We start from the raw sequence: 26,573 nt of genomic DNA on the forward strand, positions 1-26,573 counted from the left end.
GGCCATGTCCAACGTCGTCAAGTACCGCTTCGAGCGCAGCTTCGAGCATCCGGCACCGACGCCGCCGCACGCGACCGCCGACGCGGACGTCGTCGTCCTTCATGAGGAGCCGGCGGCGCCGGTGTTCAGCCAAGAGGACGTGACGCGGGCATATGCGGACGGCGTGGCGGAGGGCGTTGCGCAGGGGCGCCGCGAAGCGGAAGCGCTGGCCGCCGAGGATGCCGAGCAACGCATCGCAGGCGCTTTGGCGATGATCGGCGAGCGTCTCGCGCAGACCCTCTCCGCTGCGCAGGCCAGCGACGCAGCGATCGCCCGTCAGGCGACAGCGCTGGCCACCGCGATCGTCGACAAGCTCCTCCCCGATCTCAGCCGCCGGGGCGCGCTCGGCGAGATCGCGCGCGTCACTGGAGCGGTCATGGGGCAGGTTCTCGATCAGCCGAAGCTGACGATAACGGTTGCCGGCGCGCTCCGCGAGGCAGTCGCCGAACGAATTCAGGCGCTGGCCGGATCCCGAGGATTCGCCGGACAGGTCGACGTGGTCGCCGACGACGCCATGGCGGCGGGCGACTGCCGGATTGCATGGGCCGGCGGCGGCGCCTGCCGAGACGTCGCCGCGCTGCGGGCCTCGATCGACGCCATCATCACCGACACCATCGGGACGCCTGAAGCGGCCCACTTGAACAGGTAGGAGAACGTCATGTCTGAACAGGCCAACATGGACTTCCAGAACCTTGATCAGGCCGCCTCCAAAGGTGGAGCGGCGGCCGGCAGGAGTTCTGATGGGAACTCGCGCGGGTCGGATGCCGCCGCCCGGCGCGGCATCCAGGACCTGGAGGCCGTCTACGACATTCCGGTGCAGGTTTCGGCCGTCCTCGGCCGTGCCACCATGGAGGTCAATCAGCTCCTCAAGCTCGGCCGCGGCGCCGTGGTCGAGTTGGACAGAAAGGTCGGTGAAGCCATCGACATCTACGTGAACAATCGCCTGGTGGCGCGGGGTGAAGTGGTCGTCGTCGAGGATCGCCTCGGCGTCACGATGACCGAGATCGTCAAGGGCGACCGGGGCTGACATGGCTGCCGACGCCGAGGCCGACATGAACGTCACTCTGCCGCGGGGCGCACCCACGCCGGTCCGGAAGAAGGCGCCGGTCGATCGGGCAACGGTCGCCGGGCTTGCCTGCGGCTTGGCGATGATCGTGTTGGCCATCGTCATCGGCGGCAGCCCGAGACCGTTCATCAACGCGCCTTCGCTCCTGATCGTCCTCGGCGGAACGTTCTGTGTCGTCACCATCTGCTATTCGCTCCGAGACGTGGTCAACGCCCTCGGCGTCACCGCCCGGGCCCTGCTCCACACCGGCCGCGATCCGGGAGAAGCGGCGATGCAGGTGCTGGCCCTCGCCGAACGCGCCCGTCAGGCGGGCGTCCTGCAACTGCAGACGGCGCTGCCGGGGATCAGCGCCCATCCGCTTCTGCAGAAGGGCGTGTCGCTGGCGGTGGATGGCATTGCCGCGGAAACATTGGAGGCCATCCTCATCCGCGATCTGCAGGCGACGCGGGAGCGGGATGCTACAAGCGCCGGCGTCTTGCGCAAAGCTGCAGAGTATGCGCCGGCCATGGGCCTGATCGGCACCCTGATCGGGCTGGTGCAAATGATGGGCAACCTGGAAGACCCGGCCGCCATCGGTCCAAGCATGGCGGTCGCGCTGTTGACCACCCTTTACGGCGCCATACTGGCAAACCTCGTGTTCTCACCGCTGGCGACCCGGCTGGATCGCCTGTCGGCAGCGGACGCATTGCTCAACCAGATCTATCTTCTCGGCGCCGTCTCCATCGGCCGCCAGGAAAACCCCCGCGCGCTGGAGATACTGCTGAACAGCGTGCTGCCGCCGGCCGAGCGCGTGCGGTATTTCGATTAACGCGGCGCCCAAGGAGTACGGGATCATGCGTCTACTCATCATCGGCATTCTCAACGGACACATCGGCGCCGCCTCGCGCATTGCCATTGAACGCGGCGCCACCGTGCTGCACGCCGAAAACTTCGACGGCGGCTTGGACATCCTCCGCTCCGGCAAGGGCGCCGATCTGGTCATGGTCGACGTCAATCTCGACGTCGGCGTCCTGATCGAGCAACTCGCCTCGGAGCGCATCGCCATCCCGGTGATCGCCTGCGGGGTTGGCAACAATACCCGCGCCGCGGTGCGCGCCATCAAGGCCGGCGCCAAGGAATACCTGCCGCTGCCGCCGAACGCCGAACTCATCGCCGCAGTGCTGGCGGCGGTCGCAGAGGAAAGCCACGCCATCATCCACCGCGATCCGCGCATGGCGGAATTGCTGACCATCGCCGACCGCATCGCGCCGAGTGACGCCAGCGTCCTCATTTACGGCCCCTCCGGCACCGGCAAGGAGCTTATGGCGCGCTACCTGCACTCCCGCTCGCGCCGCGCCCAGGGCCGCTTCGTCGCCGTCAACTGCGCCGCCATTCCGGAGCAGCTTCTGGAATCGGAGTTGTTCGGTCACGAGAAGGGCGCTTTCACCGGCGCCGTGGCGCGGCGCATTGGCCGCTTCGAGGAAGCCAACGGCGGCACCCTGCTGCTCGACGAAATCAGCGAGATGGACATTCGCCTGCAGGCCAAGCTGTTGCGGGCGATCCAGGAGCGGGAGATCGACCGGGTCGGCGGCTCCGCCCCGGTCAAGATCAACGTGCGCATTCTGGCCACCGCCAATCGCAGGCTCGAAGACTGCGTCAGCCTCGGGACCTTCCGCCAGGACCTCTATTTTCGGCTCAACGTGCTGACCCTCAACATCCCGGCGCTCCGCGAGCGGCCGCAGGACATCGCGTTTCTGGCCGGGCATTTCCTCGAGAAGTACGCGCGGGCCAACGACGTGGCGGTGCCGGTGCTCACCGACGAAGCGCGCGACGCCCTGCTCCGCCATGACTGGCCCGGCAACGTGCGCGAACTGGAGAACGCCATCCACCGGGCCGTGCTCCTCGCCGACAACAACCGCATCGGCCCTGACGCCGTCCTGGTCGGTGGCGGCCTCGGCGGCGCAGCGTCCGGCCAAGCCAAGCGCCCAGCGCGGCTCAACGCGGATGACGCCGGAGCCGTTATGGTTGGGCGCACCGTGGCCGAGGTCGAACGGGAGCTGATCATCGACACCGTGTACCACTGCCTCGGCAATCGCACCCACGCCGCCAACATCCTCGGCATCTCCATCCGCACGCTCCGCAACAAGCTGAAGCAATACGCCGCCGAAGGCGCCGCTGTGCCGATGCCCGGCGTAGGCGACCCGTCTGCGGCGTGACGGCTGTCACGGGCTAAGGCGCTGTGCGTCTCGGTGCTGCCGCGCTTGCCGGTAAGGCTTCGTTAACCATACCCGCAGTACCTCATCCTGAGATTGTCGCAGGGTGAGCCTTGCACGCTCAGCGGGATGTGATCTCCCGCCCACCGCAACGGAGACGGCATGATCGGACGTGACCATGGCTGACGGAACAGGAGTGCCGGCGGCAGCGCCAGGGTTCGGCGGCGATATGCGGGGGCGCGTCGCTAGCGCGCTCAGACGCGGCGACATCGCGCTCGCCCTCGGCGTGGTGTCGATGCTGGTGGTCCTGATCCTGCCGATGCCGCGCTGGCTACTGGACGTCAGCCTGGCGTTCTCCGTGACCTTTTCGGTGCTGGTCTTGATGACAGCGCTGTTCATCGAAAAGCCGCTCGACTTCAACGCGTTTCCCACCGTGCTGCTGTTGTCGACGATGGTGCGCCTCGCCCTAAACCTGGCGTCGACCCGGCTCATCCTCGCCCACGGCCACGAAGGCACGAGCGCCGCCGGCGAGGTCATCGAAGCGTTCGGCGGCTTCGTCATGGGCGGCAACTTCGTGATCGGGATCATCGTCTTTACGATCCTAGTCATCGTCAACTTCGTGGTGATTACGAAAGGCTCTGGCCGCATCGCCGAGGTCGCGGCGCGCTTCACGTTGGACGCTATGCCCGGCAAGCAGATGGCGGTCGACGCCGACCTTTCCGCAGGCCTCATCAACGAGGATGAGGCCCGCGCCCGGCGCCGCACCCTGGAAGAAGAAAGCAGCTTCTATGGCGCCATGGACGGCGCCGCCAAGTTCGTCCGCGGTGACGCCGTGGCGGGGCTTTTGATCACCGTCATCAACGTAGTCGGCGGCATGTTCATCGGCGTCGCCCAACAAGGCCTCAGCTTCACCGCCGCCGCCGATACGTTCACCCGCCTCACCGTCGGCGACGGCCTGGTGTCGCAGATCCCGGCTCTGATCGTCTCGGTCGCAGCCGGCATGGTGGTGACCAAGGCCGGCGTCAGCGAGCACACCGATAAGGCCCTGTTTCGCCAGCTCGGCGGCGATCCCAAGGCTCTCGGCATGAGTTCGTTCCTGCTCGGCGCGCTGGCGCTACTGCCCGGCATTCCGATGCTGCCGTTCGTGTTGTTGTCCGGGATCACCGGGGGGCTGGCGTTCTCGGTGTACAAGGGTCAAGGCCGCCGCGTCGCCGAGGACGAGGCGAGGGCGCAAGAGGCGGCCGACGCGATCCCGCCGGCGGAGGAGCCGATCACCGCCGCCCTTCACATGGATCACATCCGGCTCGAACTTGGTTACGGTCTTCTGCCGCTGGTGGTGGAGGGTAACGACGGCCACCAGTTGACGCAGCAGATCAAGGCCTTGCGCCGGCAGCTGGCGACCGAGATCGGCTTCATCATGCCGAGCGTCCGCATCCAGGACAACATGCAGCTCGCCGCCGACTGCTACGTCATCCGGGTCAAGGAGATCGAGGCCGGACGCGCTGAATTGCGGCCGAACATGCTGATGGTGATGGACCCTCAAGGGAAGGACATCGCGCTGCCGGGCGAGAAGACCCGGGAGCCGACGTTCGGCCTGCCAGCGATGTGGATCGAACCCCAGCATCGCGAGGACGCGACCTTCCGCGGGCTTACAGTGGTCGATCCCGCGACGGTGATCACCACCCACCTCACCGAGGTGGTCAAGGACAACATGGCGGAGATGGTGTCGTTCGCGGCGACCCAGAAGCTGCTCGACGATCTCGACAAGCAGCATCAGAAGCTGGTCGCCGACCTCGTCCCCAACCGCATCTCGGTCGGCGCCATTCAGCGGGTGCTGCAGAACCTGCTCGCGGAACGGGTATCCATCCGCGACCTGCCGACGATCCTGGAGGGCATTTCCGAGGCGTGCGGTGCAAGCCGCAGCGTCACAGCCATTACCGAGCATGTTCGCACCCGCCTCGCCCGCCAGATCAGCGCCACGAATGCCAATGCGCACGGCTTCATTCCCATCGTGGTCATGGGCCCCGACTGGGAGCAGGCGTTTGCAGAAGCTTTGGTCGGCTCCGGCGAGGACCGGCAACTGGCGATGGCGCCGAGCCGCCTGCAGGAGTTCATCGTCGCCGTTCGCAACGCCTACGACCGACTGGCGGCGCGGGACGAAACGCCTGTGCTGCTAACCAGCCCGAATGCCCGGCCGTTCGTCCGTTCGATCCTGGAAAGGGCGCGGCCGGCCACCGTCGTCATGTCGCAGAACGAGGTGTTCACCAAGGCCCGCATCAAGACCGTCGGCCAGATCTGAGCCACGCCTGAGAGAGGACCATACCATCATGCGGCCAAAGATTTTTTCAGCGCGGAGCGTCGCCGAAGCGATGGAACGAGTGCGTCGCGCTCTCGGCGACGACGCCATCATCCTCTCGGTGGATGCGGATCCGGACGGCGGCGTCCGGGTGACCGCGGCGGCGGAGGAGCTTGCACCCGAGTCGATGCCCTTCGGCGGCGATCATGGCGACGATGCGGCATCCGCCGGCGGCGCGGACATGGGCGCCGAGCTACGCCATGGCCTCGCCTACCACGGCGTTCCGAAAGCCTTGGCCGAACGCCTGGTGCGAACCGCAGTGGCGTTCCGGAGCGAAGGGACGTTGCGGGCGCTGGCCGGCGCGTTCGACGCGATGTTCAGTTTCCGCCCGCTGTTGCGCGAGGCACGCGCCAAGCCCACCCTCCTGCTCGGCCCCCCCGGCGCTGGCAAGACGCTCGCCGTCGCGAAGCTGGCGTCGCGACTGACTCGCAGCGGCCGCCCGCCGACGGTCATCGCCACCGACGCCCGTCGGCCCGGCGGGGTCGCGCACATGGAGGCGTTGACCCGGATGCTGGGCATCGAACTCGCCACGGCGGAAACGCCGGACGACCTGCAGGCCGCCGTCACCGCCGCCGCGACCGCGCCGGTGCTGATTGACACGGCCGGCACCAACCCGTTCAACGGTCCTCAGATGGACCACCTGGAGGCCATCGTCAAAGCGAGCGGCGCCGATCCGGTTCTGGTGCTGCCGGCGGGCGGCGACGCCATGGAGTCGATCGACATCGGCTCCGCCTTCGCCTCGCTCGGCGCGCACCGGCTGCTCGGCACCCGCCTCGACATGGCGCAGCGCATGGGCGGACTGCTGGCGGCGGCCTGTGCGTCTCGCATGGCGTTCGCCGAAGTCTCTACCGGGCCGCATGCCGGCGCCGGCCTCGCCACCCTCAGCCCCGCCGCCCTCGCCCGGCTGATCCTGCCCCATGCCGCCACGGTCGCCCCCGCCGATGCGGAGCGCGCGCACATCCCGCAGAAAGAGGCATCCGCATGACCGTTACGCCCCTGTCGACGCTGTTGGCGCGGCCCGAACACGCTTCGCGCGGACGCAACCTGATCGCCGTCGCCTCCGGCAAGGGCGGTGTCGGCAAGACCTGGCTGGCAATCACCCTCGCCCATGCCTTAGCCGATGCCGGTCAGCGGATTCTGCTGTTCGACGGCGACCTCGGCCTCGCCAACGTCGATATCCAGTTGGGCCTGATGCCGAAGCACGACCTCGGCGGCGTTCTCGCCGGCCGCTTTCCCCTGAGCGAGGCGGTGGTCCGCTTTGAGGATGGGGGGTTCGACATCATCGCCGGCCGCTCCGGCTCGGGCCAGTTGGCGAACGTTCCGTCACAACGCCTGCAGATCCTGGCGGACGACCTGAGGTCGTTGGCGCACGACTATGATCACGTGATCGTCGATCTTGGCGCCGGTGTCGACCGCACCGTCCGCCAGCTTTCGCGCATGGCGCCGACGTGCGCCGTGGTAACCACCGACGAGCCGACCTCGCTCACCGACGCCTACGCCTTCGTAAAGGTCACCCATTTGGACAAGCCGGGCAGCGACATTCGCATCGTCGTCAACATGGCGAGTTCGCTGCGCGCCGGCGAGCGCACCTACAATACGCTCAACAAGGCGTGCGAAGGCTTTCTGAAGATTTCGCCACCCCTGCTCGGCGTGGTGCGCCGCGACTCATCGGTCCGCGACGCAATCCGCGGCCAGACATCGATCCTGACCCGCTGCCCGTCCTCCGAGAGCGCCATCGACGTGCACGCCATCGCTGCACGCCTGACCGGCGGCGACGGTGCGGACGTCTTCCCTGCGCTCCGCGGGACGAACCGATGAGCAATCGGCAGCAACCGCTCCGCCGACGGCGGATAGGAACGCCGGCGCTATCGGCCGAGCGCTGCCGGAGCCGAATGAGAATGGGGTCGCGCTGATCGCCTGCAGGCGGCTACGCGTGGCGCTCAGCCTTCGGCACGCCGCAGATGGCCGTTAACGCCAATTTCATCGAGGGCCGCTTGTTCGGCCCGCGCCGCGGCGGTGGCGCGCTGGCGGTCGCGGCGTTCCTGAGCGGTTTGCAGGGTGCAAAGCTCCCGATAGGCGGATGAAAGCCCGTCGCGGGCGGCGTAGATACGGCCCTCGATCACGGCGATGTCGCCGGAGAGGCGTTCCCTGCGGGCCACAGCTTCACACACGAACGCTCCGTAGGCCAGACCAGCGAGCACCGGATCCGACCGGGCTGCGAGGCGCTCCTGGGCGAGACGATGATCGAGCGCGACGCGGTGCGCTTCCAGATCCTCGCTGCGCCTGAGGAGATTGGCGAGGTGGCGTTGCCGCTCATCGACACGCGACTTGGCGAGGCGGATCAGGCTGTGCAGGTCATGGGCCATCGTCGGTCCCGCTCCGGGTTCAGCGTTTCGCTCAGGTGTGGACGGGCATGCCGAGGAGGGTCGCCAGCGAGGCGTAGCCGTCGGCGAGGCTGGTGCGCTCTTCCTTGGCCTGGCGCAGGAAGTCCTCGATGCCCGGGATGTGGATAACGGCCTCGTCCACTTGGGCGTCGCTGCCTTTGCGGTAGGCTCCGAGGCGGATCAGTTCGGCCATGTCCTCGTAGGTCGCCATCAGCCGCCGCGCCCGTTGAATGACGGCGTTCTCCGCTTCGCTGTTGCAGCCCGGCAGGGTGCGCGAGACGCTGCGCAGCACATTGATCGCCGGAAAACGGCCGCGTTCGGCGATGGCACGATCCAGAACGATGTGGCCGTCGAGGATGCCGCGGACGGCGTCGGCGATCGGCTCGTTATGGTCGTCGCCTTCGACGAGAACTGTGAACAGGCCGGTGATGCTGCCCTGCCCTTCGCCGCCGGGGCCGGCCCGCTCCAAAAGCCGCGGCAGTTCGGCGAACACCGACGGCGGATAGCCCTTGGTGGTCGGCGGCTCGCCGGCGGAGAGGCCGATCTCGCGCTGGGCCATGGCGAAGCGGGTGACGCTGTCCATCAGGCACAACACGTCGCACTGCCGGTCCCGGAAGAACTCGGCGACGGCCATCGTCGTGTACGCCGCCTGGCGTCGCACCAGCGGGGGTTCGTCCGAGGTGGCGACCACGACGACGCTTCGCGCCATGCCGTCCGCGCCGAGGTCGTCCTCGATGAACTCCCGCGCCTCGCGGCCGCGCTCGCCGATCAGGCCGATGACGCTGACCTCGGCCTCCGTGTGGCGCGCCATCATCGACAGCACCGTCGACTTGCCGACGCCTGAGCCGGAGAAGATGCCCATGCGCTGGCCGCGGCAGCAGGTGAGGAAGGTGTTGATGGCGCGGACGCCGAGATCGATCTTGCCGCCGACGCGACGCCGCGCGTGGGCCGCCGGCGGCGACGCTTGCACGGCGTAGGGCTGGGAGCCGAGAGGCAACGGGCCCTTGCCATCGACCGGGCGGCCGAAGGCGTCGATGGTGCGTCCGAGCCAGCCGGGGTGCGGGTAGATCACCGGCCCCGAAGTCGCCATTTCGACGCGACAGCCGAGACCGATGCCGGCCAGCGCCGCAAACGGCATGACCAGCGCCCGCCCGCTGCGGAACCCGATCACCTCGGCGTGCACGGGGCGGCCGTGGCGCGCCACCACGCGGCAGTGGTCGCCGATGGAGAGGCACCCATCGAGGCCCTCGACCTCGACCAGCAGCCCGACGACGGCAGCGACCTTCCCGCAAACGGTGTGCTCGGGAAGCCGCTCTATCTGTTGCACGATGCTGTCGATCAACATGCCGTGGTTCGCTTCCCTGCGGACTTCGTATGTATGTCAGCGCCTTACGGACGATTGGCAGCGCCAGTCGACGTCCATGTAACTCTCATAAGGTGTATTTTTCGTTAGCAAACACTTTTGGCTTGCACTCCAAACGGGGGTTTAGTACAACCTCTCATGGTTAATGAACACTAAGTACCCGTGGAGATAGCAAATGCGTGTCCTGTTGGTCGAAGACGATCCGTCGATGTCCCGCGCCATCGAGCTGATGCTCAAATCCGAAGGCATGGTGGTCGACACCACCGACCTCGGCGAGGACGGCTTCGAGATCGGCAAGCTCTACGACTACGACATCATCCTCCTCGACCTGATGCTGCCGGACATGGACGGCATGGAGGTGCTGCGGCGCCTCAGGCGCTCGCGGATCGACACCCCGATCCTCATCCTGTCGGGGTTGGCGCAGCCTGAGAGCAAGGTGCGCGGTCTCGCGGACGGCGCCGACGACTACATGACCAAGCCCTTCAACAAGCAGGAACTGATCGCCCGGGTGCACGCGATCATCCGGCGCTCCAAGGGGCATGCGCAGTCGCTGATCCGGACCGGCCGGCTTACCGTCAACGTCGCCGCCCGCTCCGTCGAGGTGGAAGGCCAGCCCGTGCACCTCACCGGCAAGGAATACGGAATGCTCGAGCTGCTGTCGCTCCGCAAGGGCACGACGCTGACCAAGGAGATGTTCCTCAACCACCTGTACGGCGGCATCGACGAGCCCGAGCTCAAGATCGTCGACGTGTTCATCTGCAAGCTGCGCAAGAAGCTGATGGCCGCCACCGGCGGCGACAACTACATCGAGACGGTTTGGGGCCGGGGTTACGTGCTGCGCGAGCCGGCCGCCATCGAGGCGCGTCGTCCGACGGCCGCCGTCGCCTGAGCCGGCCGATGGCGCGCCGGCAGACTGGAGGTTGTCGGGAAAATCACTGGGGCGGGGAGGCCGGCGACCGCAGTTGGGCCGCGTCCTCCAGCGCCGCCAGGCAGCCGACCGCGTACGTAAACCTGCCGGCTATGGCTTCCGGGCTTTCGCGCTCACGGCCGTCCGGCCGGGCCGCGGGCTCCACCGTCTCAACGCTTACCCCGGCCTCGGCAAGGAAATCCACCAGCGTGAAGGTGTCGACGGCGATCCCGATGGTGTTCTCTTTGACCGCCTTGGCGACCATCATCCCTACCAGCGCCCCCTGCGCATCGACCAGAGGGCTGCCGCTGTCGCCGACGATGATCGGGCGCTCCGCCCGCACCACCAGCTTGTCGCCAAGGTTTTCGGCGTATCCTGCGAAGCGCGCGTGCACGACGCGAAGCTGGTCGTCCCCGGCGCGGCGCCGCACCATGGTCAGCGGCCCCCGCAATGACGCCGATGGCCGCATCGGGAAATACGCGAAGGCGGGATTTCCGCGCTTCGCACGCAACAGCGACACGTCCAGTTTGCGCGACGACGCGACCCGTTCCAACGGCAGCCGCCCCTCCTCCGTCTCCACGTAAGGCGCCGGGCATTTCCGAACGGCGTGGTCGGCAGACAGAAAGTCGCCGTCGGCGCTGACGAAGAACCCCGACGCCGCGGCCGGCTCTGCGGCCAACATGACCGCCAGCGCCAGCGCCACCCGCGCCACGCCACCCCCCCGGGTGCGACGCCCGCCCCGGCACCGCCACGCGGACAGCACCCTCGCCGTCATAAGCATTGCTGTTCCCTCGCCCACGCTGAATTGTAGCGCCCGCCCGCGGACGCGCAAGCCGCCCGCAGCGCTCCCCTCGCCCGTTTGCTCACGCGATCGTGAAGCCGGGAGGCACCGGAAGATCCGCATGGGCGATGACCAAAGCTTTGAACAGCGACCCCATCGCGTCGGGATGCACGAGGCGGTGCAGTGCCGCCGCCACGTCCCGACGCTGCTCGGGTGTCGCCGACGCCGCCAGGGCTCGGGCCCTGCTCTCGATGCCGAGGCGTTGCAGGAACGCGCCTTGATCCACCGGGCCATGGATGCGCGCGCCGGCGGCGCCGGCCGCCGTTGCCAGCGCCGCGAAATCCACATGCGCCGTCAGATCCGCCTCGCCGGGCCGCTCGAGCACGTCATGGAAGGCGTGGCGGCGCACGGCCTGCAGGGTGTCGCCGGGGGCGGATGCCGGGTGGCCATAATCGATGATCAGGGCGGCGCCGCCGCACACGGCGACGCGGACGCCGACCTCGGCGGCGAGCGCAGAGCGGGCGGGGGAGAGCTCTACGATCTGCCCGGGAGCAGCCGCCGCCAGCGCCGGCGGTAACGGCGGCGGGGACGCGACGTTCTCGATGAATGCCAGTTCCCGGCCGGAGGCATCGAGCCCGACCCGCCGTTCGAACCAGCCCTCGGCGCGGCGCACATACTGGCAGATGGGCAGGGCGTCGAACAGTTCGTTTGCGACAATCAGGATGGGACCGTCAGGAACCGAAGCGAAGCTCTCGTGCCAACAGCACCGGCGCTCGGGCACGCTGTGGCTCAGCGCCTTCCGCTGCGTAGCTCTCAGAGCCGGACTCGTTTCAACCAGATGCACGCGGGCGGCGGCCGCGAACGCCGGCGTGGTGCGCATCGCGGCGCGCAGCGCGTCGACCATCAGGGTGCCGCGGCCCGGCCCGATTTCGCAGACAATCACTTCGGCCGGCGCGCCCATGCTCTGCCACACCAGCGCGCAACATATCCCGATCAGTTCGCCGAACATCTGCGACACCTCGGGGGCGGTGATGAAATCGCCCTGGCGGCCGAAGACATCGCCGCGCCGGTAATAGCCGTGGCGGGGATGAAAGAGTGCCAGCTCCATGTATTCGGCGATGGTGATCGGCCCGCGGTCCCGGATGCGGCGGCGGATCAGGCCGGGAAGCGGCGTCACTGCGCGCCCTGCCGCCGCTCCTTTGCCGGCGCCGCGTCTTCCGGCGGCGCCGGTTGCGCCCGGGCGCGGATGATCAGATAGAGCCCGAACAGCACCATCGGCACGCTGAACCATTGGCCGGTGGTGGTGCCGGCAAGGAGGAAGCCGACACCAGGGTCGGCGTCCCGAAACATTTCCACGAAGGCGCGAAACACACCGTAGCCGATCAGGAACGTCCCCGACAACACGCCGAAGCGCCGCCGCACCGCTTCGCTGCGCCACAGCAGCAACAGGATCACCAGCAACGCCGCGCCCTCGAGGCCGGCCTCGTAGAGCTGGCTGGGATGGCGCGGCTCCGGCCCGCCGTGGGGGAACACCATCGCCCACGGCACGTCGGTCGCGCGTCCGTAGAGCTCGCCGTTGATGAAATTGGCGAGGCGGCCGAACAACAGGCCGACGGGCGTGACGCAGGCGAGCAGATCGGTGAACGCGAGGAACGGCAGCTTTCCGTGGCGGCAGAACAGCAAAGCGGCGATGATCACCCCGATCAGGCCGCCGTGGAACGCCATTCCCCCCTGCCAGATCGCCAACATCGCCAGTGGATCGGCCCGGTACGGCCCGCCTTCGTAGAAGATCAGCGCAAACAGAACGAAGCCGATCCGGCCGCCGAGGATGATGCCGACCGTCGCCCAGACGATAAAGTCATCGAACGCGTGTGGCGGTACCGCCCGCGGCGGCGCCTTGGCTAGCCGGCGAACGATGCGCCAGCCGAGCAGGATGCTGACGATGTACGCCAATGCATACCAGCGGATGGCGATCGGCAGGACGAAGCTGCCGATCTCGATGGTTCCGAAGTCGACCGCTACGGGATCGATGATCGGATAGGGCAACACGGGCAGCATCGGCGGGACCTCGGCGGAGGGGCGGCTTGGCTGACAACCATCCGCCCTCTCCTATCGGTAGCGGCCGTTGGAGTCCAGCCCGGTCCTGACGTCCTGACCCGACGTACGGGTTGCTGGTAGAACCGAGCGCGCGGCGTTACGAAGCCGCGGCCGCGGATTGGGGAGCGGGCGCCGCCGCGTCGGGAGCGGTTGGATCCGGTGCCAACCGCGGCGGCGGCGCCGCGGCGTCCTGATCCCGATTCGACGGCGGCAGCAGGGTTTGCTGCTCCTCGCCGGCGCTGGCCCGCATCAGCCATTCGCGGGCGCGGGCCAGATCCCCGTGCTCACCCTCCTCCAGCCGCGCCATCAGGCGGCACACTCGTGGCGGCGCCTTGTCGTCCGCCACCGGCTCCAACTGCGCCCGGGCGTCACTCCATTGCTTTGCCTCCAGCGCGGCAGTCGCGATCAGGAGGCGGCTTTCGAGGTGCTGGGGCCTCCGCGCCGCCAGCCGTTTGGCGGCGGCCAGCCATGCATCCGCGCTGTCGGCTTGGCGCGCCTTGCGATATCGGTCGGCCAATACGGGATCCGGATGGTCTTGCCACGCGCCCTCCAGGACCTTGGCGGCCTTGCCCTGGCGACCCTCGGCCATGAGCAGGTCTACCCAGCGCAATGCCGCGGACGACAGAGATGGATCCATTTGATAGGCCTTGCGCGCCAACTTTATTGCTTCCGGGCCGCTTGCCTGTTGGCTCAATTGATAATGGATCTCGGCGTGCTGCCGCTCGGCCACTTCCGGAGGGATCAGCTTGAGGCGACGCGACTCGTTGAGGGTGATCTGCGCGTCGTGCCAGCGGCCGGTGCGCTTCTGCAGATCATACAAGGTCTTGACCACCCACTCGCTGCGCGGATTGAGGCGATAGGCGCGACGCGCCAGCTTCAGCGACTCGTCCCAGTCCTCGCGCCGCATGGCTTGGCTCAACAGTCCGCGAACGCCAAGGAATTCTGTGTCGCGGCGCTCCGTCATCGCGGCGAAGTAGCGACCCGCGGCCTGCTCGTCACCTTCCAACTGCGCCGCCTGCGCCGACAGCAGCAAGGTCAGAGACGCATCCTCGATGCGCGCGCTCGCCCGCTGCGCCTGCCGATGGGCGGCGCTGGCATCGCCGGCGGCCACGGCGACCAGACCGCGGCTGAGGGCCTTCTCACCCTTGCGGCGTCGCCGCGCCTGGTGACTGCGCCACAACCGCCGCGGCATCCGCATCAGCGACCACCAGATGCGGTACAGAAGGGCCGCGACGATCACCAACAGGATGATGAACGCCAAGACGACGGAGACCGAAGTCTCGACCTGATAGCCCATCCACTCGAACGAAGCTGTTCCGGGGTTGCCTACGAGCCACCACGCCAGCAAGGCGATGGCGCCGATGATAATAAAAGCAAGGATCCAGCGGATCATCGTCTCAGCCCCCGTTGTCGACAGCAGCGAGATGACGCGCACCTGCACGCGCTCCATGACGTCGCCCGCGGTCACCCGCGCCCGTGCATCGGCTATCCACTCCGCCGCGGCCTCGCCGGGCGCCCCCTGCAGCCCCTCCAGCGCCGTGACAGCGCCCTTGAGATCGCCCTCCGTTAGGCTTCGCTCGGCACGGGACAAGACGGCGTCGACGCCGCCCCCCTGCGCGGCGGCCTCGCCGGTGCGGCGGATGGAAACCAGCGATTGCAGGCGGTTCATCACCCGCGATTGCCACCCGTCGTCCTCCACGCGCGTGTCCGCCCGAACCACGGCCTCCGAAACATCGGAGAACCGGCGGTAGAGGTCGGCGGCGGTGGGAATACCGCTGTCAGCGTAAGGCTCCAGCGCCGCCAGAGCCTCACCCAACTCGGCGTCGTCGGGCACCGCCTGCTTCAGCGCTTCCAGTTCATCCGCGAACGGATTCGATCCATCGAGCGCTTGATTGAGTCCGCTCAAAGCGACCGCCGTGGCGGTGGCGCGGGCGGCCTTCTGTTCGGCTTCGCGGGAAGACGCTTCCAGCGCTGCCAATCGCTGCTCGAGAGCGGGAACCCCCTGAAGCCGCTGCTCGACCCCTTGCATCTCCTTCTGCAGACCCTCGATGACACCGACCTGCTCCACGAGGACAGTTGTCTGGGATACTTGCGATTCCAGCTGATCGAGCCGGCCCGACACCTCCGGCGACAGCGTCGCGTGCTGCTGCTGCGCCGCCTCGGCGGCCGAGCGCACCGCGTTCAGTTCGCTCTCAAGCGAACCGAGACGGTCGGTGACGCTGGAGACCAGTCGCGCCAAGTCTTGGGCTTCGGCCTGCAAAGCTGCCAGCTCCTCACCGGACTGGCCGAGGGTTTCGGCAGCGGCGCGCTCCGCAATCGCCTGTTCGAGCGAATTGATCCGGCTCGCGAGCGCGTCGAGTTGCGGAAGCGCCTCGGTTGCCGACATGCCCCGTTGCTGCTCCACGCTGCCCGTTTCCGGCTCCTGGGTAACCTCATCGGACGCAGGCTCCTGTTGCGGAGCGGACTGGCCGGCTTCAGCCGACGGCGCCGCGCCGGCCTGCTCCGCGGCAGCCTGCTCCGCGGCCGCCTGTTCCGCAGCGTCCTGCTCCTCCGCCGCCTGTTCCGTCGGCGTCTGGTCGGCGGGCGCCGGCGCGCCGACAGTATCCGCCGCTTGCTCAGCCGGCGCCTGTTGCGTCTCTTCCGGCGAAGCGACCTGTTGTGAGTCGGTTGGCTCCCGGGATGGTTCAACGGCCGGCGATGGTTCTGCGTCTGCGGTCGATGCAGGAGGCGCTGGCTCGTCCGCGGGCGGTACGCCCGGTTCCGGCGGCGCCTCGCGGCCGAACGTCGTGGGTGCGGCCGGTGCTTCAGCGGGTTCGGCGGGAGGAGCCTCCTCGCTGGTGGTGGTCGACCCGGTCAAGCCGGCGACGCTACCGCTGATGGACGCGTGGAGATCGTTCGCTTGGTTGCGAAGATCGGGAGGCAGCGCCGCCTGCCACCGTGGGAACGTAAGGTATGCGCCGACGGCAACGACCAGAAGAACGACCAACAACCAGAAAAGCGTGCCGAGGCAACCGCGTCCCTTCTTCGTCGGCGGCGACCCCCGCTCGTTCGTCGGCGGCGACCCCCGCTCGGGCCCGGCCGGAGCGCCCGAGGACGCAGCGCCTCCATCCGGCTGCGTGTCCTCGGGAGGTCGAACGGCAGCACGCTCGCGTCTAGCGGAGCCCGCCGAACCTCCGGCGGCCGCCGCCGCACCGCCCTTGGTGGACGGCACACGTGTGGTCGTGACCGGCTTGCGAACAACCGGATCGTCGCCTCCGACCTGTTTCGAAGCATCCGCTGCCGCCCTATCCTCAACAGGCGGCACGTCACCCGGTGCCACGGGCTCGCTCGCGGGAGGCGTGTCATCAGCAGGAGGCGCGCCGCTCTTGCCGCTCTCGCCAGTCGGTTGACCAGCCTCGGGTTGCACAACGGGTGGGTCGAGCGCTGCAGGCTGTTCTCCCGCCGCCGGCTCGTCGATCGGCCTCGGCTCTCCCGCCGCCTCTTGTGTCGGCTTCTTCTCTCCCGCCGAGTCTTCCGTCGGCCTCGGCGCCGGGTCCCTGGCCTCGGGCTTCACACCCCGCTCGGGTCGCGCATCCTTCTTGGGTGTGTCGTCAGTCATCCCCCGCCCCTTTGGCTCGTTGCCCCGGATTACGTCTTCTGCGCGCACAATACCAAGGAACAGACGGTTGTGTGGAGACAAAACTTGCTTATCACCGCTGGACGGTGCGACCTCCCACCGCTGGACGGTGCGACCTCGTGCCTCAGCCGCAGGAGCGTTCCGCTTCAATCAACGCGATCATCGACGGCTGGTCCGGGCGACCGGCTGTCGTCAGACGGCGCCATTTCAGCGCCGCCGCGGACGCCGCGACCGCGGAGCTGAGGCAGAATGCGGTGAGCCTGCTGCAGCGGTCCGCAAGACCAGATCTTTCAACGATGCGGCCGAAGATCCGGGCGGTGCGCGGCGAATACAGCAGCACGCCCTGCAGTCCGCCGTCGCGCAGCGCCCTTTCGCCCGCTTCGGACATACGTTCTGTAGGCCTTGCGTCATACAGCACCGCGCGCCGGTACGTAAATCCGGCGGGCTGCAGCGCCCCGCCGAGATCGCCGGCAACCGTGCTGGACGCCACGTGCAGCAGCGCGCCGCCTGATGGATCGAGGCGGCGGCGTATCAGTTCGGCCAAAGATTCCACGTCGCCGCCGGCAGCATCGACAGTCGTAAACCCAACATCGCGGGCCGCCTGGGCGGTCGCGTCGCCAACCGCGAATACCGGCATCGTCTGCGGCGGCGCCCGCCGCGCGAGGGCACGAACGCCATTGGCGCTGGTGACAAGCAGCGCCTGCACGCCGTCCAGCGTTGGCGGCGGGCCGTCAAGCATGACAATGCGCAGCATCGGCTCGACGATCGACTCCACCCCCATCCCGGCGAGGGCATCGGCGAGTGGCCCGGCGTCCGCTTCCGGCCGGGTGATCATCAGGCGCATGGTCACAAGAACCCGGGTCCGGCGCGCCGGCGCAATTCGGCGCCAAGCTCATCGCCCAGCGCCGCCGCTTCGTGACCGGAACCGCGCCGTTCCGCTTCGATCACGCAACTGCCGTCCGGCCGCGCCACAAGGCCGCGAAGGTGCAGGTCGTCTCCGCCGTCGCCGCCGAGGGTGGCCAGTCCGGCGATCGGCGTACGGCACGAACCGTCCAGCGCCGCCAGCATCGCCCGCTCGGCATCGACCGTCGTGAAGGTCGGCGGGTGGTTGAGTTCGGCGAGGCGCAGCAGGGTCGGCGTATCGTCGGCACGGCAGGTGATGCCGATGGCGCCCTGACCGACCGCCGGCAGCATGTCGTCGTCGGACATCACGGCCGTCGCCGCGTCGGCCATGCCGAGCCGCTTGAGCCCGGCCAGGGCCAACAGCGTAGCGTCGACGTCGCCGGCCACCAGTTTGCGGAGCCGAGTCTGCACATTGCCGCGGAAAGTGACCACCTTGAGATCCGGGCGGCGGTGCAGGATCTGCGCCTGGCGGCGCAACGAGGCGGTGCCGACGACGGCCCCCGGCGGCACTCGCGACAGATCGCCATGGGCGGGCGCGATCAAGGCATCGCGCGGATCTTCCCGCGGCAGCGTGCAGACGAAGCGGATCCCGCCTGGCATTCGTGTCGGCAAGTCCTTGACCGAATGAACAGCGAGGTCGATGGTGCCGGCCAGCAAGGCGTCGTCGATCTCCTTGGTGAACAGCCCCTTGCCGCCCACATCCGCGAGCGCGCGGTCGAGGATGCGATCGCCGCTGGTGGTGATCACCACCACGGCCACTGCGGCATGCGCCGCCAACTCCGGATCGCAGCGCGCCAGTGCGGCGCGCACGGCTTCGGTCTGAGCCAACGCGAGGGGACTGCCGCGCGTCCCGATGCGCAATGCTGGCAAGGCCATGAGTGTTGATGTCCACTTTTGAAGATCGTGTGAAGTTCGTGCCGGCCCATCCTGCCCCGAACATGCCGCATCCGACAATGGCCGCGGCGCATCCGTCAAATCCGCGATGATCGTCCTTGGCATCGAGACCAGTTGCGACGAGACGGCGGTGGCGGTGGTTGCGGCCGACCGCCGGATCCTCTCGGAGCGCATCCATTCGCAGATCGAGTCCCACCGGCCGTTCGGCGGCGTCGTGCCGGAAGTTGCCGCGCGGGCCCATCTCGACGTTCTCGATGGCCTGATCCGCGACACCATGGCCGAGGCCGGCCTCGGCTTCGCGCATTTGGACGGTGTCGCAGCCACGGCCGGTCCCGGACTGATGGGCGGGCTGATCGTCGGCGTAATGACGGCCAAGGCTATCGCCGCCGTGCACAACCTGCCGTTTCTCGCCGTTAATCATCTGGAAGGCCACGCGCTCACGGCGCGGCTGACCGACGATCTCAGGTTCCCCTACCTGTTGCTGCTGGTGTCCGGCGGGCACTGCCAGTTGCTGACGGTCGAGGACGTCGGGCGCTATCGGCGTCTGGGCACGACCTTGGACGACGCCTTGGGCGAGGCTTTCGACAAGGTGGCACGGGTGCTGGGCCTGGGCTATCCCGGCGGCCCGGCAGTGGAGCAGGCCGCGCGCGCCGGAGATCCCGATCGGTTCCCGCTGCCGCGGCCGATGAAGGGGCGCCCCCACTGCCACTTCTCGTTTTCCGGGCTGAAAACCGCCGTCATCCACACAGTCAATGCGCTGCCGGCAGAGCCGCTGCAGGATTGCGACGTGGCCGACCTGTGTGCGTCGTTTCAGGCTGCGGCCGCAGACGCCGTCGTCGATCGCACATCGCGTGCGGTGCGCGCGTCCGGCGCGCAGACCCTGGTCATCGCAGGCGGCGTCGCCGCCAACACGGAGCTGCGCCGCCAACTCCAGCACCTCGCGTCCAGGACGGGCATCCGCCTCGTGGTGCCACCGCTCCGTCTCTGCACCGACAACGGCACGATGATCGCTTGGGCGGGGCTGGAGCGCCTGCGCCTCGGTCTGATCGACTCCCTCGACATCGCGCCGCGCCCCCGCTGGCCCCTCGACCCCAACGCTCCGCCGGTCGCTTTCGCCGGCGTCAAGGCGTAGCGCCGCAAGCGTATCCGACGCGCTGCGTCGATGTCGTCAAGGGCGCCTCTGATAAATTGCGGCGAGCACGAAGCGCATCAAACCGGCGCATGGTTTGCCTCACGCAACGCACCGCGTCATGACAGCCGCGGCTGCCGTATGATAGTCTCGCGCTCGGATGAGCGCCCGTAGCTCAGAGGATAGAGCACAGGATTCCTAATCCTGGGGTCGCAGGTTCAGATCTACCGGGCGCGCCAATAAAATCAGAGCTTTAGGGCAAACAAAGGCGGCAGCGGCGGAAGCAAAACGCTTCAGGGTAACAACCGGGGTAATAAGGCGCATCCCGCAGCTCGCCACTCCGGAACCGGCGGCGGTCAATGTCGGGGTCGTCGAAGGTGGCGGGCCGCTTGCCCCGAAGCCTGCGCCGCGTCAGCCCGCAGGGGCGGCGAGGGGCGGATCAATCCGGTTGCCTGCCCGCTTGCTCGCAGGCGGCAAGATACTGTCGCAATGCTCGCCGGATAATCACCGCCATGGGCTCGCCCTCGGCATCAGCCAGCCGCTGTAGCGCGGCCAGCATCTCGTCGTCGAGCCGAACACCGATGGTCTGCGCCTTCTTGCCCATAGCCGCAAGTTGCAACGGCCGGAGCGCTATGCAAAGCAAGAATGTGTTGCGCAATGCGCCACGATGTTGCACATTGTTTGGCGTTGAACCTCCTCGAAACCTTCCCGCCGGGGTTCACCAAGCCCCCGGCCCCGGCGGACCTTTTCGGGCAGCGACAAGGTTGTCGAACGGGTTCACGCCGCGTCTCGGGTTGTGCGGGTTGCGACCCATACGGTACGCCCAGCATGGGCAGTCGATGACATCGCCGGATAGCCCGCGGGCCATCCGGCGCACGGCTACGCAATACCGATCTCAAAGAATCTTCAGCGACACCCCACGCGGATCGTCGGAACGGTCGCAGCAGAATTCATTCTGGACACAACGGCGGCGGCGGACGCACGCGGATGCCCCGACAGCGACAACAACGCCGCCGGATAGCACAGACAGAGGTTTTTCCCGCGACCCGGACGCCATTCTCGGTGATGGTGAGTTCATCAACCCAGTCGGCATTCTCGGGCCGGTAGCCGTACGGCGTCATCGTTCCGCGACCCGCGACGGCGCGAACCATCGACGCTCATCAGTGCGTACCACCCATCGCATCAAGCCAGTCGTCCAGCGCCATCACCACCAGCGCCGGCTTCCAGTCCGCGCGAGAGAACCACGACCCGGCGTCTCGAAGTGTACCATCCCGGCTGAACCAGCCAGTCATAGGGGCCGGCAACCCGCTCGGCGCTACGCCTCGATAGACCATCCGCGGACATGGATATCAGCGCCGGCGTCGCGGATTGATCGGGGCACCTGACACCAGCTCGCCGAAGTGCTCCGACAACAGCCGGCATACCTCGCGCTCGAACGCCCGCGCCCTTATTGCGCTCGCGGGCGCTCATGCTCCCGTCCCCGTCACCGCATCTTGCGTTCGACCACACATCACCTCGACGGCAAGCGCCGCGTCGTCGGTGCTCATGCCGGACGGCGGTCGCAGGTTCTCACGGTTTATCCACCCGCAGCACCGCGTCAGCAAGCGCGTCTCGCAGCCGTCGGAGCAATAGCGGCCGTTCCTGCCCGCCATCGGCTGTCAGCAGGTCATGCGCGTTCGGACCGCCATCCCTCCGGCGGGAATAAGGCTCTTCAACCGCTCCAGATACCACTTGCTGGACGATCCGGTAGAAGCAGCCCTCGGCAACCTGCGCATCGCTCAGCGATGAACGACGGCTTTGACAACATAATCGGCCCCGCGATCCGGCAACTCAACGCCGCTCTCGGTCATGCCCATGGCCTTGGTGAACAGTTACTGCTCCTCGGTCGTCGGATTGCCGCCCAGGGCGCCAGCCCGAGTTCGTCGGCGATGCCGAACAACGCAGCCGTCACCACCGCTCCGACACCCTGCCAGCGCAGGCCATCAGGCACATACAACGGGCCGTAGGCCGGAGCCTGCAGCACCCGGCAGCAGGCCCTATAGCCGAACGAACCTCGCCATCGTGCAGCACCGCGAACGTCGCGTCAGGTGCCTGTGCCTCCATGACCGCAAGACCGAGGCGACACGGCCAGTCACCTCGTTGGCAGGACGACGAAACCGGCAACTCGCGCCGGGCGGACAAGCTCGATCGCGCATCGACCAGCGGCGCGGTGGCAATCACCAGGTCGTACACATCAGCCTCCATACCGGCGGGTGTACTTCGCGCCATACTGGCCAAGGCCGGACATGACGCCGGGGCGGCCTTGCTCGGCAGGCTTCGCCTCCTCCACCTTCGGGCGGATCAGGTCCATGACCGGCGACGGCATCGGCATCGGAACACGGGGCGCAACGACCGCAACCGCGGGCGGGACAACCGGAGACGGCATCAGCGGCTTGTTGATCGCAGGCGGACGCCGTGCGCCGGTGAGAACCGCCGGCAACGTCGAAGACATATCGGACACGCCGCGCGGCACTAGCTGACGGGCGGCGTTGAACCCGCTCCGAAGCGCCATCAGTCGTGCTCGGGCGGGTTGAGCCCGCCCTGTAGAGAGCCTCCGCCGCGCCGGTCGCCTGCGCACTTCATAGACGCCCGGTCGATCAGGAACCGCGACCAGCGAGCCGTCCTCAAGGAAGCGCTCGGCCGCACGTGGACGCCGCTTGATCGCGCTGGCTGCCACCTTCAGCTTGGCTTCGTAGTCGGCACCCCATGCCCGCCGCAACTCGGCATCGGCATCCGCCGCGGTCCTCGCGCTATCCCTGTACCTGAACATTATGCGGCCTCCAGCGGCTCATTGTCGCCGGTCGGCATCGGGATGCGCAGCTTGCTGGCTTCGGCAGGCCGCAGTTCATGCGCCTCCCCGTCCTGTCGGAGCCTGGACGGCCAAGCACCTCGTCGGTGACGGCCAAGCCCCATAGATGAGCCCGGAGCGCCTGCAGCACGGGATGGCGGTAATAGCGGTCAAATCCGCCGAGCAAATCCCGCGGCGTCGCGTTCTCGCCTTCGGAACGCCGCAACCCCTGCACCTGTTGCCAGACGTCGCGGATGGCCTGCGACGTCAGCCAGTTCCGCGACCGTCGCCCACATATCGGCGAGCTTGTCGTTATACTCGGCGACAGGCAGCGATCTCCGCGTTCTTGCCCTCGATCCGCGCCTGACGCTCGGCCAGTTCCTGCGCGCGACGCTCGGTTTCCAGGCGCTTCGATGCCAGACGCAAGCCGTAGGCGCGGCCCGAAAGCTGATCCAGCCGCTTGCGGAGTTCTTCGTAGTGTTCGGCAGCACCGTCAACGTCGAGCGCCATATCGCTGGCGGTGGCGTCGCGGAGCGCCTCGACTTCCCCCTGCGCTCGGCCTCAATCTCGGCAAGCTGCCGGCTCAGGTCGGCGATCCGCTCGGCGATAGTCAGTTCGGTGTTCATCGCTCCGTGCTCCGGGTCTTGCGCGGTTGATGCGCGGGTTCAGGTTCGGTCGTCGGTTCGTCGTCTGCCGGTTCGGCTGATCTCGACCAGCAGCGCAACAACGCCTCGAGCAATCTCGCGGGCAGCGCTCGCCAGGCAAGGTCTTGCCGTAGACAGCGCGGCGATCGAGTTCGTAGGCCGCAACTTTTGCCACAACGGCGCGCCGATCCGCATCGAGGCGTTCGGCTTCCGGCATGCCAGCCACGATGGCGGCCACGGCCTCAACGCTCACGGCCGCAGGAGGGCGCTGGATCTCGTTGCCGGCAGGGTCGAACCGGCTCCACAACGCGGCATGAACGACGCCGCCGCGACGTAGTCGGTGCGCCCCAGATTGACGACCAGCGCCGCCGCAGGAGTCGAGCGCCTCAAGCGATGCGATGCTGAGCGCCAACTCGTCGCACCATGGAATGCGCGCCAACGCGAGACGGAGCGCGGAAGGCAAAGCCCTGATGCGCGCCGCGGATGTTTATAGCCACCTGCGCCATGACGTGCGGCAGGAAGAACGGCAACGCGTGGGCGTTGATCTCGGTCCCCACCTCGCGGACGGCTTCGAGGTAGGTTACGGATGAGTCCAGCACGGTCAGATTATCCGATGCGAGCTGGGTCCGGTCACGGTGCGGTGGATCGCGGCGTACGCGAACATAGCCGCGGCGGCGGCGTTCCGTGGATCGCAGACAGCTCCGCGTCGCCCGGTGATCGGCGGCGGTGGTGGCGCCGGTTCAGCGGCGGTAAGGTCGGTAAGCATGGGGCCTCTTTCAGTTGGGCATCAGCAGGCACGTCGTCCACGTCAGGAGCAGCACGATAGCGGAGTAGTCTGGGCTACCGGCTCGGCGAACGTAAGCGCCAGCGCATCAGCGGTGTCAGGCGACGGCACCGCCGCAGGCGGCAAGGTCCGGCTTCTTTTCGAGGAACACACGGTTTTGCGCATCGAAGCCGTATTCAGGGCCGCACAAATCCTCGGCAAGCTCGCGATCATCGGCCGGCAAGCAGCCGCCGGTGCGGATCCAGTCGCGCATATCCGACCACATTTCGCTGCGCTTGTTGCGGAAGCGATCCTGCCAGCAGGCCTGACCACCGGCGTTTACGTCCACCGCCCGGAAGCCGAGGGCGCGCCGGGCGATCGACCGCGCCGCCGCCAACGCCAACGCCATCGACGAAGACCGTCTGCGGCGAATCTTCGATGATCGCCTCGCCGGCACGTGCGCGGCAAGCTGCTGCGTATCCAGCCCGCGGGCGGGATCTTGACGTCGTTGACGCCCTGCCGAGGCGGGATGACGGACTGGGCGTTGCCGTGGCGCGCCACGTCCGCCGATGCGTACAGGTTCGCAGTCCTGCTGCACCGGCTCGCGGCAGCGGCCTCATCCCCATAGATCCTTCGGGATGAACTGGCTCGATCCGGCGCGGGGGAAGACGCCGCGGACGCTGTACACGCACAAGTCAGATCCTCGCCGTAATCCTCGATCCATTCCAACCGATCTGGCGCTGATTGGCTTTTCTGGCGGTGCGGCTGTCGACAGTGCGGGTGATCCACCGATGCTTGAACGCCCGGAAGCACTCGCGGACGCCAGCCGGTGGTGCCGGTCAGGTTCTGACCGCCAGCCAAACGGCGCCAGCCGTGGTCATCGCGCCCGATCCGACTTCCCAGACCTCGTCTGCGACGTTGGGCTTCGTCGAAGACCATCAGCACGTGGGCGTCGTGGGTGCCGGCGAACGCCTCGGCAGAATCGCACTGCTCAAGCTTGGCGTGCGCCACCCAAGTCTCAGGCACGCTCTTGAGGTGGAAGCGCGTCGCCGAATCCACTCGAACCACTCGCGGTTCGGCGACAATAGATACCGCCCCGAGAGCTCGCGTGCCCGTCTTCGATGTAATTTGAACGGCGGTGTTGGCGGTCGCCACGGCTGACGGAGTGCGGGCGGGTGCTCGCCAGACCAGAGGATGATCAGGCGACGAGCGCGGTCTTACCGCCGCTCATGGCCGCTCGTTACACCGCCACCTGCACGGCCTGGGCTTCTGAAGCGCCGTCAGCGGCCCTCAGGCCTCGCCCGGCGTCGTCAGGATCGCCGCTTGCCAATCGTCGGGCCCGGCGTCCTCGGCCAGCGGCGTGCCTTCCTGCCCCCACAGGAAGGTAAATTAAATGAAACCCAAACGGATCAAAGTAGAACTTCTTGATTGCGGTGACCAGTAGATTCGGAGCTGCTGCGGCGCGGCGGTCTTGCCAGTGGCGACATCCCGGATGCGCGGTCTGCTCGCGGGACTTGGTGAGCGCCTGCGCCAGCCTCGTCGTGCGGTATGACCACGTCGCCGTTGACGTGGTGCCGGCGCCGCCTCAGCACGGTCGAGGCAGTCCGCACATGCAGCCGATGGCTTCGCGGGCCCTAATTGCGGCCCGCATCTGTTTTGCTTACAAATCGCCTCGCCCTCAAGGCGTTCGAAATCGCCGATCAGGGAGTCCAGTGGGGCGGCGTTCCGGCGGCGCCTCGCCTCGCTTTCGCTTACATCGAGCTCAGCGACTACCCAACGATCGCGGTGCAGTAACGCATAGGCCGTGTTTGGCGTGCTTCGGGCGCATAGCCGGCGGCGCGCACCACAACCTGGCGCCGGACGCCCCGCCGATGATCCGGCGACGGCTTCCTTCTTTTTCGACCACCGCGTCAGCCCCGCCGCCGGTTGGGCGAGGTCGCCAGGGAAGTGCGTTTCAGTGGCCAATTGTTACCCCTGCGTTACCCGGATGCCGAACATGCCGGGAACAATGACACAAGAACGGCGCAAAAGCAAGCATTTGTGGCAGCGGAGCACGTCATTAGTAATCACGTGCTGCCTACTTTCGGACCACCGCGGCGCGTTTAGTGCAGCGCCGGCTGCGGCAACGGGGGCAGATCGCCGAAGAACTTGCCATGGTCCGGCAACGGCGTGTCGCGCACGGTCACGAGGAGCGGGCAGGGCGGACCGTACTTCCGCGCAACCGCGAGCCATGCGCATTGCGTCTCAGGCAGGCACTCGATCAAGACCGCCGGCGCGCCAAGCAGCGGAACCGCCAGGGCCGCCGCCTCGTAGGGCTCAGGATGCGCCGCGAACGCCACTACAACGACCTTGCCGGCGTCAGCGAGCAATCGGCGCAGCGAGCGCTGGTTGAACGCCTTCGGGCCGCGGGATGCGTCCCAGTCGTCGCAGACGATCGCAAGCGGCGGTGCAGGCAGCTTCGCCGGCAGCGGCCAGAAGCGGCTCCTGTCCGGCAGCGCGAACAGAATGCCGCCGATTGCGCCGTCTCGCAGCATCCGCAGCGGCGCTACAAAGTGCGGCGCGGAAGCGGCTGCCCGCTCTATGGCCTTGGCTGCGTCGGTCATCGACGGTGC

The 26,573-nt window shown here is 67.7% G+C and carries 24 protein-coding genes; 11 read left to right on the forward strand and 13 right to left on the reverse strand.

Translation table 11 applies throughout. The annotated features are described in order from the left end of the window. The first annotated feature begins 4 nt into the window (after window positions 1-4). The 7 genes from IPM60_13105 (at window position 5) to IPM60_13135 (ending at window position 7,471) form a co-directional block, all read left to right on the forward strand. Entirely contained in the window at window positions 5-688 is a 684-nt protein-coding gene (locus IPM60_13105; protein MBK8908799.1) for a hypothetical protein, read from the forward strand. A 9-nt stretch (window positions 689-697) separates the two neighbouring features. After that, a complete protein-coding gene (gene fliN, locus IPM60_13110) occupies window positions 698-1,066 on the forward strand; it encodes a flagellar motor switch protein FliN (GenBank protein ID MBK8908800.1) in 369 nt (122 codons plus the stop codon). A gap of 25 nt (window positions 1,067-1,091) precedes the next feature. After that, on the forward strand, window positions 1,092-1,913 hold the full coding sequence (locus IPM60_13115; GenBank protein ID MBK8908801.1) for a MotA/TolQ/ExbB proton channel family protein: 822 nt from the start codon (window positions 1,092-1,094) through the stop codon (window positions 1,911-1,913). A gap of 25 nt (window positions 1,914-1,938) precedes the next feature. Next, window positions 1,939-3,300 carry a sigma-54-dependent Fis family transcriptional regulator gene (locus tag IPM60_13120; protein ID MBK8908802.1) on the forward strand — a complete coding sequence of 454 codons (1,362 nt, stop codon included), beginning with the start codon at window positions 1,939-1,941 and terminating at the stop codon, window positions 3,298-3,300. Between the two features lie 175 nt (window positions 3,301-3,475). Beyond that, entirely contained in the window at window positions 3,476-5,596 is a 2,121-nt protein-coding gene (gene flhA / locus IPM60_13125; protein ID MBK8908803.1) for a flagellar biosynthesis protein FlhA, read from the forward strand. Window positions 5,597-5,624: 28 nt separating this feature from the next. Next, entirely contained in the window at window positions 5,625-6,638 is a 1,014-nt protein-coding gene (locus IPM60_13130; GenBank protein ID MBK8908804.1) for a hypothetical protein, read from the forward strand. Beyond that, window positions 6,635-7,471, forward strand: coding sequence for a MinD/ParA family protein (locus IPM60_13135; protein MBK8908805.1), 837 nt, complete (start codon window positions 6,635-6,637; stop codon window positions 7,469-7,471). The genes IPM60_13130 and IPM60_13135 overlap by 4 nt, the downstream gene beginning before the upstream one ends. 122 nt (window positions 7,472-7,593) lie before the next feature. Here IPM60_13135 and IPM60_13140 read toward each other — a convergent pair whose 3' ends face one another. Beyond that, on the reverse strand, window positions 7,594-8,019 hold the full coding sequence (locus IPM60_13140) for a flagellar FliJ family protein (GenBank protein MBK8908806.1): 426 nt from the start codon (window positions 8,017-8,019) through the stop codon (window positions 7,594-7,596). 31 nt (window positions 8,020-8,050) lie between these two features. After that, window positions 8,051-9,382 carry a flagellar protein export ATPase FliI gene (fliI, locus tag IPM60_13145; protein MBK8908807.1) on the reverse strand — a complete coding sequence of 444 codons (1,332 nt, stop codon included), beginning with the start codon at window positions 9,380-9,382 and terminating at the stop codon, window positions 8,051-8,053. 193 nt (window positions 9,383-9,575) lie between these two features. On the opposite strand from fliI, the gene IPM60_13150 reads away from it, so the two are divergent. Next, complete coding sequence (locus IPM60_13150; protein MBK8908808.1) at window positions 9,576-10,289, forward strand: response regulator transcription factor; 714 nt, start codon at window positions 9,576-9,578, stop codon at window positions 10,287-10,289. A gap of 43 nt (window positions 10,290-10,332) precedes the next feature. Here IPM60_13150 and IPM60_13155 read toward each other — a convergent pair whose 3' ends face one another. The 6 genes from IPM60_13155 to hemC all read right to left on the reverse strand — a co-directional run bounded on the left by IPM60_13155 (window position 10,333) and on the right by hemC (window position 18,580). Beyond that, a complete protein-coding gene (locus IPM60_13155; GenBank protein MBK8908809.1) occupies window positions 10,333-11,088 on the reverse strand; it encodes a trypsin-like peptidase domain-containing protein in 756 nt (251 codons plus the stop codon). A gap of 82 nt (window positions 11,089-11,170) precedes the next feature. Further along, on the reverse strand, window positions 11,171-12,379 hold the full coding sequence (locus tag IPM60_13160; GenBank protein MBK8908810.1) for an SAM-dependent methyltransferase: 1,209 nt from the start codon (window positions 12,377-12,379) through the stop codon (window positions 11,171-11,173). Then, complete coding sequence (locus tag IPM60_13165) at window positions 12,262-13,146, reverse strand: prolipoprotein diacylglyceryl transferase (GenBank protein MBK8908811.1); 885 nt, start codon at window positions 13,144-13,146, stop codon at window positions 12,262-12,264. The genes IPM60_13160 and IPM60_13165 overlap by 118 nt, the downstream gene beginning before the upstream one ends. Before the next feature lie 136 nt (window positions 13,147-13,282). Then, a complete protein-coding gene (locus tag IPM60_13170) occupies window positions 13,283-16,783 on the reverse strand; it encodes a hypothetical protein (GenBank protein ID MBK8908812.1) in 3,501 nt (1,166 codons plus the stop codon). Window positions 16,784-16,925: 142 nt separating this feature from the next. Next, window positions 16,926-17,645 carry a uroporphyrinogen-III synthase gene (locus IPM60_13175; protein MBK8908813.1) on the reverse strand — a complete coding sequence of 240 codons (720 nt, stop codon included), beginning with the start codon at window positions 17,643-17,645 and terminating at the stop codon, window positions 16,926-16,928. 2 nt (window positions 17,646-17,647) lie between these two features. Further along, complete coding sequence (hemC, locus tag IPM60_13180) at window positions 17,648-18,580, reverse strand: hydroxymethylbilane synthase (GenBank protein MBK8908814.1); 933 nt, start codon at window positions 18,578-18,580, stop codon at window positions 17,648-17,650. 106 nt (window positions 18,581-18,686) lie between these two features. Between hemC and tsaD the strand changes: the two genes are divergently transcribed. Further along, window positions 18,687-19,730 carry a tRNA (adenosine(37)-N6)-threonylcarbamoyltransferase complex transferase subunit TsaD gene (tsaD, locus tag IPM60_13185; GenBank protein ID MBK8908815.1) on the forward strand — a complete coding sequence of 348 codons (1,044 nt, stop codon included), beginning with the start codon at window positions 18,687-18,689 and terminating at the stop codon, window positions 19,728-19,730. A gap of 436 nt (window positions 19,731-20,166) precedes the next feature. Here the strand turns inward: tsaD and IPM60_13190 are convergent, their stop codons facing one another. Further along, a complete protein-coding gene (locus IPM60_13190; protein ID MBK8908816.1) occupies window positions 20,167-20,331 on the reverse strand; it encodes a CopG family transcriptional regulator in 165 nt (54 codons plus the stop codon). Window positions 20,332-21,960: 1,629 nt separating this feature from the next. After that, window positions 21,961-22,536 (reverse strand): hypothetical protein, encoded by a 576-nt coding sequence (locus tag IPM60_13195; GenBank protein ID MBK8908817.1) that lies wholly within the window; start codon window positions 22,534-22,536, stop codon window positions 21,961-21,963. A gap of 324 nt (window positions 22,537-22,860) precedes the next feature. Between IPM60_13195 and IPM60_13200 the strand changes: the two genes are divergently transcribed. Continuing rightward, on the forward strand, window positions 22,861-23,535 hold the full coding sequence (locus IPM60_13200; GenBank protein MBK8908818.1) for a hypothetical protein: 675 nt from the start codon (window positions 22,861-22,863) through the stop codon (window positions 23,533-23,535). Between the two features lie 49 nt (window positions 23,536-23,584). On the opposite strand, the gene IPM60_13205 is transcribed toward IPM60_13200, so the two are convergent. Both IPM60_13205 and IPM60_13210 read right to left on the reverse strand, forming a co-directional pair. Beyond that, window positions 23,585-23,797, reverse strand: a complete 213-nt coding sequence (locus IPM60_13205; GenBank protein MBK8908819.1) for a hypothetical protein — start codon at window positions 23,795-23,797, stop codon at window positions 23,585-23,587. 282 nt (window positions 23,798-24,079) lie between these two features. Further along, window positions 24,080-24,358, reverse strand: coding sequence for a hypothetical protein (locus IPM60_13210; protein ID MBK8908820.1), 279 nt, complete (start codon window positions 24,356-24,358; stop codon window positions 24,080-24,082). 1,259 nt (window positions 24,359-25,617) lie between these two features. Here IPM60_13210 and IPM60_13215 point away from each other — a divergent pair. Then, complete coding sequence (locus IPM60_13215; protein MBK8908821.1) at window positions 25,618-25,755, forward strand: hypothetical protein; 138 nt, start codon at window positions 25,618-25,620, stop codon at window positions 25,753-25,755. A 308-nt stretch (window positions 25,756-26,063) separates the two neighbouring features. Here IPM60_13215 and IPM60_13220 read toward each other — a convergent pair. Beyond that, window positions 26,064-26,573: hypothetical protein (locus tag IPM60_13220; GenBank protein MBK8908822.1), on the reverse strand; the 510-nt coding region annotated here is incomplete at its 5' end.

This window comes from Rhodospirillales bacterium (genome assembly GCA_016710335.1).
In the GTDB taxonomy this organism is placed as follows: Bacteria; Pseudomonadota; Alphaproteobacteria; order Rhodospirillales; family Defluviicoccaceae; genus JADJXQ01.

Excerpts from the sequence above, each read along its gene's own strand:
- IPM60_13105 (MBK8908799.1), top strand. The coding sequence starts at position 5 with ATGTCCAACGTCGTCAAGTACCGCTTCGAGCGCAGCTTCGAGCATCCG.
- fliN (MBK8908800.1), top strand. The coding sequence starts at position 698 with ATGTCTGAACAGGCCAACATGGACTTCCAGAACCTTGATCAGGCCGCC.
- IPM60_13115 (MBK8908801.1), top strand. The coding sequence starts at position 1,092 with ATGAACGTCACTCTGCCGCGGGGCGCACCCACGCCGGTCCGGAAGAAG.
- IPM60_13120 (MBK8908802.1), top strand. The coding sequence starts at position 1,939 with ATGCGTCTACTCATCATCGGCATTCTCAACGGACACATCGGCGCCGCC.
- flhA (MBK8908803.1), top strand. The coding sequence starts at position 3,476 with ATGGCTGACGGAACAGGAGTGCCGGCGGCAGCGCCAGGGTTCGGCGGC.
- IPM60_13130 (MBK8908804.1), top strand. The coding sequence starts at position 5,625 with ATGCGGCCAAAGATTTTTTCAGCGCGGAGCGTCGCCGAAGCGATGGAA.
- IPM60_13135 (MBK8908805.1), top strand. The coding sequence starts at position 6,635 with ATGACCGTTACGCCCCTGTCGACGCTGTTGGCGCGGCCCGAACACGCT.
- IPM60_13140 (MBK8908806.1), bottom strand. The coding sequence starts at position 8,019 with ATGGCCCATGACCTGCACAGCCTGATCCGCCTCGCCAAGTCGCGTGTC.
- fliI (MBK8908807.1), bottom strand. The coding sequence starts at position 9,382 with ATGTTGATCGACAGCATCGTGCAACAGATAGAGCGGCTTCCCGAGCAC.
- IPM60_13150 (MBK8908808.1), top strand. The coding sequence starts at position 9,576 with ATGCGTGTCCTGTTGGTCGAAGACGATCCGTCGATGTCCCGCGCCATC.
- IPM60_13155 (MBK8908809.1), bottom strand. The coding sequence starts at position 11,088 with ATGCTTATGACGGCGAGGGTGCTGTCCGCGTGGCGGTGCCGGGGCGGG.
- IPM60_13160 (MBK8908810.1), bottom strand. The coding sequence starts at position 12,379 with ATGGTTCAGCGTGCCGATGGTGCTGTTCGGGCTCTATCTGATCATCCG.
- IPM60_13165 (MBK8908811.1), bottom strand. The coding sequence starts at position 13,146 with ATGCTGCCCGTGTTGCCCTATCCGATCATCGATCCCGTAGCGGTCGAC.
- IPM60_13170 (MBK8908812.1), bottom strand. The coding sequence starts at position 16,783 with ATGACTGACGACACACCCAAGAAGGATGCGCGACCCGAGCGGGGTGTG.
- IPM60_13175 (MBK8908813.1), bottom strand. The coding sequence starts at position 17,645 with ATGCGCCTGATGATCACCCGGCCGGAAGCGGACGCCGGGCCACTCGCC.
- hemC (MBK8908814.1), bottom strand. The coding sequence starts at position 18,580 with ATGGCCTTGCCAGCATTGCGCATCGGGACGCGCGGCAGTCCCCTCGCG.
- tsaD (MBK8908815.1), top strand. The coding sequence starts at position 18,687 with ATGATCGTCCTTGGCATCGAGACCAGTTGCGACGAGACGGCGGTGGCG.
- IPM60_13190 (MBK8908816.1), bottom strand. The coding sequence starts at position 20,331 with ATGGGCAAGAAGGCGCAGACCATCGGTGTTCGGCTCGACGACGAGATG.
- IPM60_13195 (MBK8908817.1), bottom strand. The coding sequence starts at position 22,536 with ATGTTCAGGTACAGGGATAGCGCGAGGACCGCGGCGGATGCCGATGCC.